General features: G+C 44.0%; 15 protein-coding genes. 13 read left to right on the forward strand and 2 right to left on the reverse strand.

Features of this window, described 5'->3' with window-relative positions; genetic code table 11:
• Positions 1-32: 32 nt before the first annotated feature.
• Together secG and tpiA are read right to left on the reverse strand one after the other, a co-directional pair.
• On the reverse strand, positions 33-341 hold the full coding sequence (gene secG / locus E3D00_RS09780; protein ID WP_141462132.1) for a preprotein translocase subunit SecG: 309 nt from the start codon (positions 339-341) through the stop codon (positions 33-35).
• Positions 338-1138 carry a triose-phosphate isomerase gene (gene tpiA, locus E3D00_RS09785; RefSeq protein WP_246091432.1) on the reverse strand — a complete coding sequence of 267 codons (801 nt, stop codon included), beginning with the start codon at positions 1136-1138 and terminating at the stop codon, positions 338-340. The genes secG and tpiA overlap by 4 nt, the downstream gene beginning before the upstream one ends.
• A gap of 120 nt (positions 1139-1258) precedes the next feature.
• Here tpiA and E3D00_RS10650 point away from each other — a divergent pair, with 120 nt between their 5' ends.
• The 13 genes from E3D00_RS10650 (at position 1259) to E3D00_RS09845 (ending at position 14201) form a co-directional block, all read left to right on the forward strand.
• Complete coding sequence (locus tag E3D00_RS10650) at positions 1259-2326, forward strand: peptidylprolyl isomerase (protein WP_246091433.1); 1068 nt, start codon at positions 1259-1261, stop codon at positions 2324-2326.
• A complete protein-coding gene (locus tag E3D00_RS10655; protein ID WP_246091434.1) occupies positions 2227-3195 on the forward strand; it encodes a peptidylprolyl isomerase in 969 nt (322 codons plus the stop codon). The genes E3D00_RS10650 and E3D00_RS10655 overlap by 100 nt, the downstream gene beginning before the upstream one ends.
• A complete protein-coding gene (gene trpE / locus E3D00_RS09795) occupies positions 3195-4622 on the forward strand; it encodes an anthranilate synthase component I (RefSeq protein WP_141462135.1) in 1428 nt (475 codons plus the stop codon). The genes E3D00_RS10655 and trpE overlap by 1 nt, the downstream gene beginning before the upstream one ends.
• Positions 4623-4650: 28 nt before the next feature.
• Positions 4651-5247 (forward strand): anthranilate synthase component II, encoded by a 597-nt coding sequence (locus E3D00_RS09800; protein ID WP_141462136.1) that lies wholly within the window; start codon positions 4651-4653, stop codon positions 5245-5247.
• Complete coding sequence (gene trpD, locus E3D00_RS09805; RefSeq protein ID WP_141462138.1) at positions 5244-6335, forward strand: anthranilate phosphoribosyltransferase; 1092 nt, start codon at positions 5244-5246, stop codon at positions 6333-6335. The genes E3D00_RS09800 and trpD overlap by 4 nt, the downstream gene beginning before the upstream one ends.
• Positions 6332-7249, forward strand: a complete 918-nt coding sequence (gene trpC, locus E3D00_RS09810; protein ID WP_141462140.1) for an indole-3-glycerol phosphate synthase TrpC — start codon at positions 6332-6334, stop codon at positions 7247-7249. The genes trpD and trpC overlap by 4 nt, the downstream gene beginning before the upstream one ends.
• A 95-nt stretch (positions 7250-7344) precedes the next feature.
• A complete protein-coding gene (gene pdhA / locus E3D00_RS09815; protein ID WP_141462142.1) occupies positions 7345-8349 on the forward strand; it encodes a pyruvate dehydrogenase (acetyl-transferring) E1 component subunit alpha in 1005 nt (334 codons plus the stop codon).
• A 4-nt stretch (positions 8350-8353) separates the two neighbouring features.
• Positions 8354-9727: a pyruvate dehydrogenase complex E1 component subunit beta gene (locus tag E3D00_RS09820; RefSeq protein ID WP_141462144.1), complete on the forward strand. Its 1374-nt coding sequence runs from the start codon at positions 8354-8356 to the stop codon at positions 9725-9727.
• Positions 9728-9731: 4 nt separating this feature from the next.
• Positions 9732-10955 carry a pyruvate dehydrogenase complex dihydrolipoamide acetyltransferase gene (locus tag E3D00_RS09825; protein ID WP_141462145.1) on the forward strand — a complete coding sequence of 408 codons (1224 nt, stop codon included), beginning with the start codon at positions 9732-9734 and terminating at the stop codon, positions 10953-10955.
• A gap of 3 nt (positions 10956-10958) precedes the next feature.
• Positions 10959-12365: a dihydrolipoyl dehydrogenase gene (gene lpdA, locus E3D00_RS09830; RefSeq protein ID WP_141462147.1), complete on the forward strand. Its 1407-nt coding sequence runs from the start codon at positions 10959-10961 to the stop codon at positions 12363-12365.
• Positions 12366-12371: 6 nt separating this feature from the next.
• The gene (lipA, locus tag E3D00_RS09835; RefSeq protein ID WP_141462149.1) at positions 12372-13340 is read left to right on the forward strand and encodes a lipoyl synthase; all 969 of its coding nucleotides are present in this window, start codon (positions 12372-12374) and stop codon (positions 13338-13340) included.
• A complete protein-coding gene (locus tag E3D00_RS09840) occupies positions 13340-13780 on the forward strand; it encodes a type II toxin-antitoxin system RatA family toxin (protein WP_141462151.1) in 441 nt (146 codons plus the stop codon). The genes lipA and E3D00_RS09840 overlap by 1 nt, the downstream gene beginning before the upstream one ends.
• 100 nt (positions 13781-13880) lie before the next feature.
• Positions 13881-14201, forward strand: a complete 321-nt coding sequence (locus E3D00_RS09845) for a hypothetical protein (protein ID WP_141462153.1) — start codon at positions 13881-13883, stop codon at positions 14199-14201.
• Positions 14202-14212: the final 11 nt, after the last annotated feature.

Below are 14212 nucleotides of genomic sequence, written 5' to 3' on the forward strand. Positions count from 1 at the left end.
GGAAAGGGGAAGTAGAAAGACGTTATGAAAAATTAATGTGTTGTTTTTGGTGCTGTAGGGGAGGTGTTTGCTGGAGGCTGAGCCAGAATATCATGACCACTCACACCAGAAGAAGCGCCACGATTCAAGACAGCAAGCGTCAGGCAAAGCAACATAAAAATACCGGCCAAAACAGAGGTAGCTCGTGTCAGTAATGTTGCTGTGCCTCGGCCCGTCATAAAGGAACCCATACCTTGGCTGCTACCAATTCCAAGACCACCGCCTTCGCTACGCTGAATAAGAATCGTACCGATTAAGGCTAATGTGACCAATAAATTGAGAACGAGTAAGAAAGTGGTCATGAACGATTGAGCCTGCGTAATAGTTTACGATGAAACTTGCTGGGAAGCACATTCTGCAATGCGTAAAAAGCTTTTCGCATCCAAGCTGGCACTTCCAACAAGTACTCCACCGACAGATCCTGTTGAAAAATTTCAGGAGCCTGAGAGGGAGTAACTGACCCGCCATACAATATTGGCATGCGAATGTCATCTATATTAAGCCGAGATTGTAATAATCCCTTGAGAAGAAAGAGAGTACGAGAGAGTTCGGTATATGTTGGGGTAATGCCTGTTCCAATTGCCCAAACAGGTTCATATGCAATAATGCCATTGAAGTTTTCTGTTAATGAGCCATCTATCTGACTAGCTAAAACAGTAGCAGCACGGCCTTCCTGACGCTCTTTGAGCGTTTCCCCAAAGCATACAATCGGCGTTAGGCCGGCTGATTTGGCCGTCCGTATTTTACGACGGATCATAATATCTGTTTCGCCATGAGCTTGGCGACGTTCAGAGTGACCTAAAATAACATATTGTGCGCCAATATCGGCAAGCATCTCGGCTGAAATATCTCCTGTAAACGCCCCAGAAATATTTGTATGGCAGTTTTGCCCACCTATTTTGATAGTGGATGAAAGCCCCGCAGAATCTACAATCCCACGAACACGTTCGATTTGTGTGAAAGGCGGGCAAAGAATCATCTGAACATCGTCAGGAAGCGAAAGCGCGCCCTCAACAATTGCGGATGCAAGGTGGCTTGTCTCTTCTCTCAAGCCGAACATTTTCCAATTTCCAACAATATATTTTAATTCTTTAGTCATATTTCCTGCTCTCGGTCGCTCTTGTTCTGGTCAAGTGGCGTTCTCGACATTATGGTAGGGGTACTTTCTATCGGTCTTATTATGTCCGTGTCATTCTGTCATTTGGATCCGCTCTGATCTATGATTACACATCTACGTCATTATCTTATTGATTCTTGGGTTGGGCGCGTGATCGCTCTTCTTGTCTTTTTTGCCTTTGTTGGCTGGGGAGCTGGAGATTATTTCTTTAGTGGCGATACGCCCAATGGAAATTCTATTATAAAAGTTGGTGATCGAAATATTTCTCCTAATGATTTTGCTCAAGCATTTTCAAGAGGATTACAAGCGCAAGCGCAGCAGATGGGCCTTTCTGATCCATCTCGAATCCCAGCATCTACTAAGCACGAGATTGCCAGTATTGTGTTACACAATCTGGTGATTCAACGGGAAATTCAGCTGGCTGCTCAACGATCCAACATGGTTGTTCCTGATGAGTTGGTAAGAAAAGAAATTTTCTCTCTTCCTGTCTTTCATAATGCTGCAGGGCAATTTGATCGTTCTAAATTCAATGATACGTTAAGGCGTATTGGCCTTACGGAAGGGCGGTTTATCGCACTCATGCGTGAAGATATTAATTCACGTAGTTTGATGCAGGGAATGGGGTCCTCCGTTCAGGTTCCAAGCAGTTTAGTTAATCATCTGGTTGGATTTTATAGCCAGCAGCGTGTTGTGGATGTGGTTAGAATTCCATTCAGTGGAGAAACTGTTGCTCAAAATCCAACAGAAGCGCAGTTGCATCGCTATTATGACAACCACCCACAAGATTTTCATGCTCCAGAGTACCGTCATGCAAAAATCGCTGTCATGACTTTAGAGAGTGTAGAAAAGACGATTGAAGTCCCAGATGACGTTTTACATAAATTATATGACTTCCAAGCACGAAACTATAATGTGCCAGAAACACGTAGTCTTCAGGTTTTAACATTTACTACTGAAAATGACGCTAAAAATGCAGCACAGAAATGGCATGATTCAAATGATTGGGAAGCTGTACAAAAAGTTTCCCTAATGCCGCAACAGTTTCTTTACCACATGTTCGTCAAACAGATGTGCCTAACCCTGAGCTTGCAAAAGCAGCGTTCTCAGCTTCTGCCCGTCAGGTTACAGGTCCTATCAAGACGTCGGCTGGTTGGGTTGTCTTTAACGTGAGTGATGTTGCTGCGCCACACCAAGTTACTTTTGATCAAGTGAAAGCGAGCCTGAAAGAACAAGTACAAAAGCAAGAAGCTCCTGAAGCGTTGCAGGCACGTCTTCATCAGTTTCAAGATGCTGTTGCTGGCTCTGGGAGTTTAGATAAAATTCCAGCTGATTTAGGGATTATTCCAGCTGCTGGATCATTAGATGCAAAGGGAATGACCCCCGATGGAATACCTGCTCCAATACCAGGAAGCATAGCCCTACGGCAGAGCATTATTCAGCATATTTTTGAGCAAAGCAAAGATGCTCAGCCTAGCGTTATTCAAGGGCCAGATGGAGCTGCTTTTGCTCTTTTAGTGGATGATGTTCATCCAGGAGCCTCTCGCTCCTTTAATGATGTGCGTGAGCAAGTTCTACAAGGATGGAAAGCTGACCAGCAATTACATTCAGCAAATGTAAAAGCTACCTCCTTTTTTACAGATGCTAAAAAAGCAACCTTGGCTAAAGCTCTTAATGGCAAGCCAGAAGAAGGCTTAATGCAGCACGGTTTGACATTATCTCGTCTCCATCCGGCCGGAAGTTTTCCTAAAAATGTTATGGAAGGAGCATTTTCTTTAAAGGTTGGGGAAACAGGTATGTATCAAACTCAAGAGGCTTTTTGGCTTCTTAACGTGGTGGGAGAAAAACCAGCGCTTGCGAGTGATGAGCAAACATTACACCATAATATAGAGGGCCAATCTTTAGAGGCGATGCAAGCTGATATTGCTCAAACATTGGATGCAAATTTAATGAAGGCTGTTCCTCCCTCACATATTAATGTGAAGCTTTATAATCAGGTTATTCAATCTGTATCCCCTGACGCAAATGGAGGGGCGCAATAATGTCAATCGCTTATACAGTAGAAGCAGCAGACTTATTAACACCTGTCTCTGCATATTTACGTCTGTCTAAAATTGCCGACGGTCCATACAAAATTCTTTTGGAAAGTGTGGAAGGAGGGGCAGCACGCGGCCGATATTCTGTTATTGCGTTACTTCCTGACTTGATATGGAAAAGCTGTAACGGGCAAGCAACTTTGGATGGTGTTCATCTCGACGGAAAACCTCTGGATACGTTAGAAAAAATTATTAATGACAGCCAGATGGATCTTCCTCCTCACTTGCCGCCTATGATTGGAGGGGTTTTTGGGGTTTTAGGATATGACATGGTGCGGCAAATGGAGAATTTGCCTAATGCTCCAGAAAATGACTTGGATCTTCCCGAAGGAATTATGATCCGTCCCAAGTTGTTTGCTGTTTTTGATTCAGTTCGAGATGAGTTAACTCTCGCTGTTCCTGTGCGGGGAGAAACAACTCACGAGCAAGCACAAGCGCTACTCAAACAAGCAAAAGAAGCCTTGCAAGCGCCATTAGCGGAAGAAAAAGAAAGGCTTCCTCCAGGAACCCAGCTCTCTCCACCCATTTCTAATATTACTAAAGAGCAGTTTGAAAAAAATATTCTCGTTGCACAGGAATATATCGCATCAGGAGATGCTTTTCAGATTGTACCAAGCCAACGGTTTTCAACAGAATTTCCTCTCTCAGCGCTCTCGCTTTACAGAAGTTTACGTAGAATAAACCCGGCTCCCTTTTTGTTTTTAATGGAGCTGGATGAATATTCTCTTGTTGGTTCATCTCCAGAAATTCTGGTGCGTCTAAGGGAGGGTGAAATCACTGTTCGGCCATTGGCTGGAACCCGTCCTCGAGGTGATAATAAACAGCACGACCTAGAGCTGGAAGCAGAGTTACTCGCAGATAAGAAAGAATTATCTGAACATCTAATGTTGATTGATCTGGGACGTAATGATGTTGGCCGTGCATCCAAGCTTGGAACCGTAAATGTTCCAGAGCAGTTTGTGGTCGAACGCTATAGTCATGTCATGCATATATCTTCCACAGTGACAGGGCAGGTGGAAGATGGAAAAACCGCTATGGATGCTCTTGTTGCCGCATTTCCTGCGGGAACATTAACGGGTGCTCCTAAAATTCGCGCGATGGAAATTATAGATGAATTAGAGCCAACGCGCAGAGGCCCTTACGCAGGATGTGTAGGTTATTTTGCCGCCGATGGAGAGATGGACACGTGCATTGGTCTGCGCATGGCTGTTTTGAAAAATGGACAGATGTATGTTCAGGCCGGATGTGGTGTAGTGGCTGATAGTAACCCAGAATCAGAGTTTAAAGAGACACAAGATAAAGCAAAGGCTCTTTTTAAAGCCGCAGAAGTAGCCATATACCAAGCAGCAAAAGCGTCTCAGAATGAGCTATAGTCATTGTAACGTCAGAGGTTTGTAGGTCATGATCTTACTCATTGATAACTATGATAGCTTCACCTTTAATATCGTGCATCATTTGGGTGCGATGGGTGTTGAATGTGATGTCCGGCGTAATGATGCTTTAACAGCTAAGGAAGCGCTTGCTCTGAAGCCTTCAGCCATTATTCTCTCACCTGGTCCATGCTCTCCTAATGAAGCGGGTATTTGCTGTGACCTTATTCGAGAGGCTGCCGGCAAAGTTCCGGTTTTGGGTGTGTGTTTAGGCCATCAAGCCATAGGGCAGGTATTTGGAGCAACAGTTGTCCGTGCACCCGTACCAATGCATGGGAAAATTAGTCGTATTAGCCATGACGGTTCAGGTGTATTTAAAGGGTTGAGTAAAGATCTGGATATGGTTCGCTACCATAGCCTGACGATTGATCCTTCTTTTATTCCTGATGATATAGAGGTAAATGCGACCAGTGAGGATGGTGTTATTATGGGAGTGAAGCATAAGCACTACCCAATCCATGGAGTGCAGTTTCATCCAGAAAGTATTGCTTCGACACAAGGTCGGCACTTGCTCGAGAACTTCTTGGAAATTGCCAATATAAAAGTAAAAGATACTATTGCTGCATGAGTTTAAATCCGTCTTTTCTGGAATTATTTCATAAAGTATCTCGTGGAGAAAAACTCAGCTTAAAAGAGGCTGAGTTTTCTTTTTCGTATATTATGGAAGGTCGTGTTGAAGAGCCGTTGCTAGCCGCTTTTTTAACAGCTCTAAAAGTTCGTGGAGAGTCTACGGATGAATTAACTGGAGCGGTTAAAGCTGTTCGTCGTTATATGACAACGCTCCCATATGTTCCTGATGGCACGATAGATGTGTGTGGAACGGGGGGAGATGGTTTAAAAACTTTAAATATATCAACGGCTGTAGCTTTTGTTTTGGCTGGCCTTGGTGTGCAGGTGGCTAAACACGGGAATAGGGCATTATCCTCCCAATCAGGGGCTACGGATGTGCTTGAGGAGCTTGGTATCCCGCCTTCTGATGATTTAGCTCTTCAATCTCAAAGATTATCAGAGTATAATTTGACCTTCCTTGCAGCACCTTATCATCATCCAGCGATGCGTTATGCTGCACCTGTACGGAAAAGTCTTGGTATTCGAACTTTGTTTAATCTGGTTGGTCCTTTATGTAATCCTGCACAGGTTAAGCACCAACTCATTGGTGTTTACGATGCTGCATGGTCAGAACCAGTGGTCAGAACACTTGCTGCTTTAGGAAGTAAAAAAGTTTGGGCTGTAAATAGCGTAACAGAGGAGGGAGGAAGTGATGAACTTACCCTCGCAGGACAAGCTGACGTTGCAGCCTATGAGAATGAAACATTTTTCCACGTATCCTTTGATCCAGAATTAAGTGGTTTACCCTATGCTCCGGTTTCTGCTATTCGGGGCGGTGATGCAAAAGAAAATGCCATGGCTCTTCTTGAACTCTTAAAGGGTAAAAGCGGGCCTTATCGAGACGTTGTTCTTTTAAATGCAGCAGCTGCTCTGCATGTGGCCGATTTGGGAAACATTATAGTGGACGGACGCATTGATCCTAAAGCCTTCCGTAACAATGTAGCTTTAGCTGCACGCTCAATTGATAATGGATACGCGCTCAAAGCGTTGCAGAATTTGCGCGATTCTACATCTTCTTCCATTCATACCAATTCAGGACTATCATGACCCTCATGCATTCACGCAACGCAATTCATTATGCGCCTGACGGGCTAGAGAATTTTCCTGACCCTTCAGTGCCTGAAACAATGACATCTCCTTTGGAAAATCCAGAGGCAGAAGATCGTAAAGACGTTCTTAAACGCATCTGCGCACGGACACGCGTTGATGTTGAACAACGATCACAGATTATGTCTTTGAAAGAAATTACAGCCCGTGCAGCGGAAGTTGAAACTCCTACACGTGGATTTGGCCAAGCGTTACAAGTCTTAACAGCTGATCGACAGGTTGGGTTGATTGCGGAAATCAAAAAAGCATCGCCTTCTGCAGGTGTGCTCCGCCCAGATTATAACCCTGTAGAGATCGCTCAATCGTATGAAGCCGCAGGGGCAACATGCCTCTCCATCCTGACAGAAGGGTCATGCTTTCACGGCAGCACAGATGATATCCGCGCTGTAAGAGAAGCATGCCGTCTACCAATCCTTCGTAAAGATTTTATTCTTGATCCATGGCAAGTGCATGAAAGCCGTTTGATTGGTGCAGATTGTATTCTGTTAATCATGGCAGCTTTGGATGAAACACAGGCTGCTGACTTAATCAGTATCGCGCGTGGTCTGGATATGGATGTTCTGGTGGAAGTCCATAATGAAGAAGAGCTTAATAAAGCGTTAGCTCTCGATACGTCGTTAATCGGTATTAATAATCGTAATTTAAGTACGTTAAAGACTGATATCCAAACGACCATAGATTTAGCGCCTTTGGTTCCACCAGATAAGCTTGTGGTTTCTGAAAGTGGAATTAAAACTCAAGATGACATGTTAAAAGTTGGTGCAGTAGGCGCGAGTGCTGTTCTTGTTGGTGAAAGTCTCCTAAGGGAAGAGGATCCTGGTCTAGCTGCTCGCAAACTTCTAGGGTTTGTTTAAAAACATCCTTTAGAGATGCGCATCACCAGCTCTGGTCATGATGCTTAAGAACGAGTAAGAGATTTAAAATATTTGTGATTTCTCAGGAGACCACCATGGGAGAAACAGCGTCTGCTCCTAGCAGAAGTAATGGCCCGGCTCTTTCGCCGGAATTAATGAAACGTGCGTATAAGGATATGCTCCTTGTACGCCGTTTTGAAGAGAAAGCTGGGCAACTTTATGGCATGGGGTTGATTGGCGGTTTTTGTCATTTGTACATCGGGCAAGAGGCTGTTGTTGTTGGTCTTGGATTAAATATGAAAGAAGGTGATCAATCGATCACTTCATATCGTGATCATGGTCAAATGCTTGTCGCAGGTATGACAGCGCGTGGTGTGATGGCTGAGCTTACAGGACGTGCAGGAGGGTATTCCCGTGGGAAGGGCGGCTCTATGCACATGTTCTCTCGTGAAAAAGAGTTTTATGGTGGTCATGGGATTGTAGGAGCGCAGGTCGCTATCGGTACAGGGCTAGCTTTTGCTAATAAATATCGTGGCACAGACGATGTAGCTGTTGTTTACTTTGGTGAAGGTGCTTCTTCTCAAGGTCAGGTATTTGAAAGCTTTAACTTAGCCGCACTCCATAAACTTCCTTGCGTTTACGTGATTGAAAATAATCGCTACGGGATGGGGACGTCAATTGAACGTGCGTCTGCTTCCAAAGATCTCTCCCGGAATGGTGAACCATGGGGTATTCCAAGCCGAAAGGTGGATGGAATGGACGTGTTTGCGGTTAACCAAGCGGCTCAAGAAGCTTTTGAACATTGCCGTTCAGGTAAAGGGCCTTTCCTGTTGGAAATGGAGACATATCGTTACAGAGGCCACTCCATGTCTGACCCTGCCAAATATCGTCAACGGTCAGAAGTAGACGAAATACGGAATAACCGTGACCCAATTAATACACTTAAAACAGAAATGTTAAATAACGGTATAACAGAAGATATTTTTAAAGAGATCGAGAAAGACGTAAAAGCCGTTGTAGCTGACGCGGTTGAGTTTGCTCAAACCAGCCCGGAACCAGATGCGTCTGAACTTTGGACTGATATTTTGGTGGAGGCATAAGTATATGGCATCGTTAATTTTGATGCCGGCGTTATCGCCGACCATGACAGAAGGTACCATTACGCGTTGGTTATGCTCTCCGGGCCAGTCTGTAAGTTCAGGTGACATTATTGCAGAAATAGAAACCGATAAAGCAACGATGGAAGTCGAAGCGGTTGATGATGGCATTATAGGAAAAATTTTGCTGGATGCTGAGAGTGGGAGTGTTGCTGTAAACACTCCTATCGCGGTTTTGCTGCAAGAAGGTGAGGATATTTCAGCCGCAGACCACGTGACCCGTTCGGAAGAAACTCCATCAGCGGGAGCCTCTGTCGCGACTGAGGCAAAAGAAAATACTGAACATAAAGCTTCACTCCCAAAAACTACTCCCGTAGAAGACGATAAAGACTGGGGCGAAACAAAAGAAATTACGGTTCGCGAAGCATTGCGTGATGCAATGGCTATGGAGCTTCGTCGGGACCCTAATGTTTTTCTAATGGGAGAAGAGGTCGCTCAATATCAAGGGGCTTATAAAGTGAGCCAAGGGTTGCTGGATGAGTTCGGTGAAAAACGTGTCATCGATACCCCCATTACTGAGCATGGATTTACAGGCATGGCTGTTGGCGCAGCTTTGACAGGATTGCGCCCAATTGTTGAGTTCATGACGATGAACTTTTCGATGCAGGCTGTAGATCACATTATTAACTCTGCTGCAAAAACGCTTTATATGTCTGGCGGCCAAATGGGATGCCCCATCGTTTTTCGCGGTCCTAATGGTGCTGCTGCACGTGTTGGCGCACAACATTCCCAGTGTTTTGCAAGTTGGTATGCTCATATTCCTGGGATGAAAGTTGTAGCACCTTGGTCTTCTGCAGATGCAAAAGGTTTATTACGGGCTGCAATTCGTGATCCCAATCCGGTTGTGGTGCTTGAAAATGAGATCCTTTATGGCCAAAAATTCCCATGCCCTGTGGATGAAGAGTTTATTCTTCCTATAGGAAAGGCCAAAATTGAACGGACTGGAAAAGACGTTACACTCGTAGCTTTCTCCATTATGGTTGGCGTTGCGTTAGAAGCGGCTGAGTTGTTAGCTAAAGAAGGTATTGAAGCTGAAGTTATAAACCTTCGTTCACTTCGCCCTCTTGATACGGAAACAATTATTCAAAGTGTAAAAAAGACAAACCGTATTGTTTCTGTTGAAGAGGGATGGCCGGTTGCAGGGATTGGGGCTGAAATTTGCACCATCGCTGTTGAACAAGCATTTGATTGGTTAGACGCTCCACCTGCTCGTGTGTGTGGTCTGGATATACCGATGCCATATGCGGCAAATCTTGAAAAATTAGCTCTTCCTAAGCCTGAGTGGGTTGTGGACGCAGTACGCAAGCAGTTTCGGGACTAAAATAATGGCCAATAATATTTTAATGCCAGCCTTATCGCCGACCATGACGGAGGGTAAATTAGCCCGATGGTTAAAGAAAGAAGGCGATCATATTTCTGCTGGAGATATAATTGCGGAGATCGAAACTGACAAAGCGACAATGGAAGTTGAAGCTGTAGATGAGGGGGTTTTAGGGCGCATTCTCATTCAAGAAGGAGAAGAAGGTGTTGCTGTTAATACACCTATTGCCATTCTGGTTGAGGAAGGTGAAGATATACCCGAAACAGCTTTAAAAACACCGTTTACTCCACAAAAATCCTCTTCTGATGGTCAAGCACCTTCCAGCGGGGAAGAAAAGAAAGTGCTACCAGCTTCTCATAAAACATCTCATGAGAAGCGAATTTTTATCTCTCCGTTAGCAAAAAGAGTTGCTCAAGAAAAAGGGATCTCTTTGGAAAGCCTGAAGGGAACTGGCCCTAATGGACGTATTATAAAAAGAGATGTTGAAAAAGGGAGTATCCTTCCGGCTCCAGATAATACAAATTCTGGCACAGCTCAAAGTGATATTAAGCGTATTTCAAACTCTACAATGCGGAAGGTGATTGCCCGTCGTTTAACAGAGTCCAAAACGCAAGTTCCTCATTTCTATGTGTCGGTTGATATTGAGCTTGATAGGCTTCTGGAACTTCGTTCAAAGCTGAATGCTACGGCAGAAGAAAATAGTTTTAAAATTTCTGTGAATGATATGATGATCAAAGCTGTAGCTTTGGCATTGAAAAAAGTTCCGGGCCTGAACGTACAGTTTACAGAAAAAGAAATACTACATTATGAAAATGTCGATATTTCTATGGCTGTTTCAATTCCAGATGGCTTGATTACGCCAATTATTCGTAATGCTGATCGTAAATCGCTGCGTGAAATTAGTGTAGAAGCTAAAAGCCTTGCTAAAAAGGCTCGAGCTGGAAAATTAAAACCTGAAGAGTTCCAAGGGGGTACATTCTCTATTTCTAATATGGGAATGTTTGGCGTACGGGATTTCTCAGCAATTATTAATCCACCTCAAGCAGGAATTTTGGCCATTGCAGCAGGTGAAAAGCGTGCTGTTGTGCGAGGAGATAAGCTTGAAATAGCTACGGTCATGACAACAACTCTATCTGTTGATCATAGAGCTGTGGACGGAGCGTTAGGAGCCCAGTGGCTCAATGCTCTGAGAGATATTATTCAAAACCCCTATTTTTTGGTGGTCTAACTTATGTCTGATACATTTGATTTAATCGTCGTTGGTGGTGGCCCTGGTGGGTATGTTGCTGCGTTAAGAGCAAGCCAGTTAGGGATGAGTGTCGCGGTTGTTGAAAGTACTCACCTTGGTGGTATTTGCTTAAACTGGGGCTGTATCCCAACGAAGGCTTTATTACGCTCATCGGAAATACATCATCTGCTGCATGAACTAGATAGCTATGGTTTTTCTGCAGATAATATTAAATTTGATATTCCTAAAATTGTTGCCCGTTCTCGTGCTGTTGTAAAGCGAATGAATACAGGCGTTGCACATCTATTGAAAAAAGCAAAAGTACAGGTTTTTGACGGGCGAGCAAAACTTGCAGGAAAAGCTGGAGAGGCTCATAAGGTTTCTATCACAAAGGATGGTCAAGAGATTGCTGTAATTAAAGCTCCTCACGTTATCTTAGCGACTGGAGCAAAAGCCCGACAACTTGCTGGCTTGGAAACAGACGGGCATTTAGTCTGGGGCGCTCGGGAAGCAATGACACCAACTGAATTACCTAAAAGGTTGCTCGTCATTGGATCTGGAGCCATTGGTGTTGAGTTTGCTTCTTTCTATCGAAATATGGGCAGTGAAGTGACCATTGCAGAAGTAGCAGACCGCATTTTAATTGCGGAAGATCCTGAGATCAGTGCCGCAGCCCGTAAGTCTTTTGAAAAGCAGGGAATTAAAATTATTACCAATGCCAAAGTTGGGCCTTTGCAAAAGGGTAGTAACGAGGTTTCAACTACGATTGAAAGCCCTCAAGGCACTGTTAACCTTACGGTTGATCGGGTTATTTGTGCCGTTGGTATTGTGGGAAATGTTGATGATCTAGGACTTGAGAATACGAAAGTTCAAATTGATCGTACACACATTATAACAAATGAATTCTGCGAGACGGCTGAGCTCGGGGTATATGCTATTGGAGATGTAGCAGGTGCTCCATGGTTAGCGCATAAGGCCAGTCATGAAGCTGTCATTTGTGTTGAGAAAATTGCAGGGCGTTCGCCTGAACCCTTACATCCACTTAACATTCCCGGTTGCACATACTCACGCCCACAAGTCGCTTCTGTCGGTTTGTCGGAAGAAAAAGCCATTGCAGCAGGCCATAAAGTACGCGTTGGACGTTTCCCTCTGATGGCTAACGGTAAAGCTGTCGCTATGGGAGAAACAGATGGAATGGTAAAGACCGTCTTTGATGCGACTACGGGCGAGCTTTTAGGTGCGCATATGATTGGTGCAGAAGTAACTGAGATGATCCAAGGGTATGTGATTGCTCGAACAGGGGAACTAACAGAAGCTGAGCTTATGGAAACAGTTTTCCCACATCCAACAATTTCAGAAACGATGCATGAAGCAACTCTTGCGGCCTTTGATGGTCCTCTTCATATATAACGCCTCATGTCTCAACGTATTACCATAGATCATCGAGGAAATTCGTCATCCCGTCACCCAGAAAAGGTGAACCGTCCTGATAATCCAATTCAGCGTAAGCCGTCTTGGATTAGGGTTAAGGCGCCTAACCATCCCGTGTACCATGAAACACGGGATTTAATGCGAAAAGCTAATCTGGTAACGGTGTGTGAAGAAGCTGCTTGCCCTAATATTGGTGAATGCTGGTCTCAACGGCATGCAACCATGATGATCATGGGAGATATTTGTACACGCGCTTGTTCTTTTTGTAATGTGACAACAGGTTTGCCGCGAGCATTGGATGAAGATGAGCCAAGGCGAGTTGCAGATGCCGTTTCAAAGCTAGGTTTGCGTCATGTTGTGATAACATCAGTGGATCGAGATGATTTGGAAGATGGGGGAGCTCGTCACTTTGCACACGTTATCCGTGCCATTCGTCAACAATCTCCTGACACAACAATTGAAATCTTAACGCCTGACTTCCTTCGTAAACCAGGTGCTCTTGAAGTGGTGGTGGAGGCTAAACCGGATGTTTTTAATCACAATATAGAAACAATTCCGCGTTTATACCCGACTATTCGTCCAGGAGCACGTTATTATCAATCTGTAAGATTGTTGGATGATGCAAAAAAAATAGATCCATCTCTCTTTACAAAATCAGGCCTGATGCTGGGCTTAGGAGAAGAAAAGATGGAAGTCTGGCAAGTGATGGATGACTTTAGAATTGCTGATGTCGATTTTTTGACCTTAGGCCAATATTTACAACCCTCCATAAAACATGCTGCTGTCAGTAAATTTGTTACACCTGAAGAATTTGATGATTATGCTGTTGCTGCGCGCTCAAAGGGTTTTTTACAGGTGAGTGCAAGCCCTTTAACTCGGTCATCATATCATGCGGACAGTGACTTTGCTCAACTTAAAGCTACACGAAACAATCGTTTGAAAGAGTTGTTATAATGCCGACGCACGCTGAACAACGGCTTCTTGTTTATACTCCTGAACAATTATTTGATTTAGTTGCTAACGTTGCAGAATATCCCGAATTTCTTCCATGGTGCACTAAGGCAGATGTTAAATTACAAACAGAAAAAGAAATTATTGTTGATTTAACTGCTGGTTTTGGCCCCTTCAAAGAAACATTTACGAGCAGAGTAACTCTTAATCGACCTTCTCAAATTAGAGTTCGTTATGAGAAAGGTCCTTTCAGATATTTAAACAATGTATGGACATTTACGCCTAATCCGCAAGGATGTTTAATCGATTTTTTTATTGATTTCGAGTTTAAATCAAGGCTTTTGCAGAATGCAATGGGGGTAGTTTTTAATGAAGGTGTCCGTTTGATGGTTTCTGCTTTTATTAAGCGGGCACGAGAAAAATATGGTGTTGATAAAAAATAATTCTACCAAAGAGTTGATTTTTTTGAGCTATAACTTGAACTGTCGTTATGCTAAAGCGTAATTCATCAATCGGTTTTATATAAAAAGGGAAACCTGATCCATGAAAAAACTTTCTGCTGGTGTATTTGCACTTTCTGCTCTCGTTGCATTCTCTGCACCTGCTATGGCGAAGCATCATCACGCTGGTGCTCATCACCACCACAACCATAAAGGTGCAGCTGCTTCTCAAAAAGCACAAGATTCTACAACAGATGATTTGAACAGCCGTTCTTTGCAACAGGCACAAACACCACTTCCAAGCACAACGGCTCCAGCAGCACCTAACGCAACAGCTACAGTGCCATCAGCTCCTAACCAATCTGTTGTTGTTCCACCAGCAGCAGATTCAAAAATGCCTGCTGGTATGGCAATGCCTAACTAATAACGCATAAA

The organism is Swingsia samuiensis (genome assembly GCF_006542355.1).
GTDB lineage: Bacteria > Pseudomonadota > Alphaproteobacteria > Acetobacterales > Acetobacteraceae > Gluconobacter > Gluconobacter samuiensis.

Bases quoted from the DNA above. Each gene is read 5' to 3' on its own strand.
- secG (WP_141462132.1), bottom strand. From the start codon at position 341: ATGACCACTTTCTTACTCGTTCTCAATTTATTGGTCACATTAGCCTTA.
- tpiA (WP_246091432.1), bottom strand. From the start codon at position 1,138: ATGACTAAAGAATTAAAATATATTGTTGGAAATTGGAAAATGTTCGGC.
- E3D00_RS10650 (WP_246091433.1), top strand. From the start codon at position 1,259: ATGATTACACATCTACGTCATTATCTTATTGATTCTTGGGTTGGGCGC.
- trpE (WP_141462135.1), top strand. From the start codon at position 3,195: ATGTCAATCGCTTATACAGTAGAAGCAGCAGACTTATTAACACCTGTC.
- E3D00_RS09800 (WP_141462136.1), top strand. From the start codon at position 4,651: ATGATCTTACTCATTGATAACTATGATAGCTTCACCTTTAATATCGTG.
- trpD (WP_141462138.1), top strand. From the start codon at position 5,244: ATGAGTTTAAATCCGTCTTTTCTGGAATTATTTCATAAAGTATCTCGT.
- trpC (WP_141462140.1), top strand. From the start codon at position 6,332: ATGACCCTCATGCATTCACGCAACGCAATTCATTATGCGCCTGACGGG.
- pdhA (WP_141462142.1), top strand. From the start codon at position 7,345: ATGGGAGAAACAGCGTCTGCTCCTAGCAGAAGTAATGGCCCGGCTCTT.
- E3D00_RS09820 (WP_141462144.1), top strand. From the start codon at position 8,354: ATGGCATCGTTAATTTTGATGCCGGCGTTATCGCCGACCATGACAGAA.
- E3D00_RS09825 (WP_141462145.1), top strand. From the start codon at position 9,732: ATGGCCAATAATATTTTAATGCCAGCCTTATCGCCGACCATGACGGAG.
- lpdA (WP_141462147.1), top strand. From the start codon at position 10,959: ATGTCTGATACATTTGATTTAATCGTCGTTGGTGGTGGCCCTGGTGGG.
- lipA (WP_141462149.1), top strand. From the start codon at position 12,372: ATGTCTCAACGTATTACCATAGATCATCGAGGAAATTCGTCATCCCGT.
- E3D00_RS09840 (WP_141462151.1), top strand. From the start codon at position 13,340: ATGCCGACGCACGCTGAACAACGGCTTCTTGTTTATACTCCTGAACAA.
- E3D00_RS09845 (WP_141462153.1), top strand. From the start codon at position 13,881: ATGAAAAAACTTTCTGCTGGTGTATTTGCACTTTCTGCTCTCGTTGCA.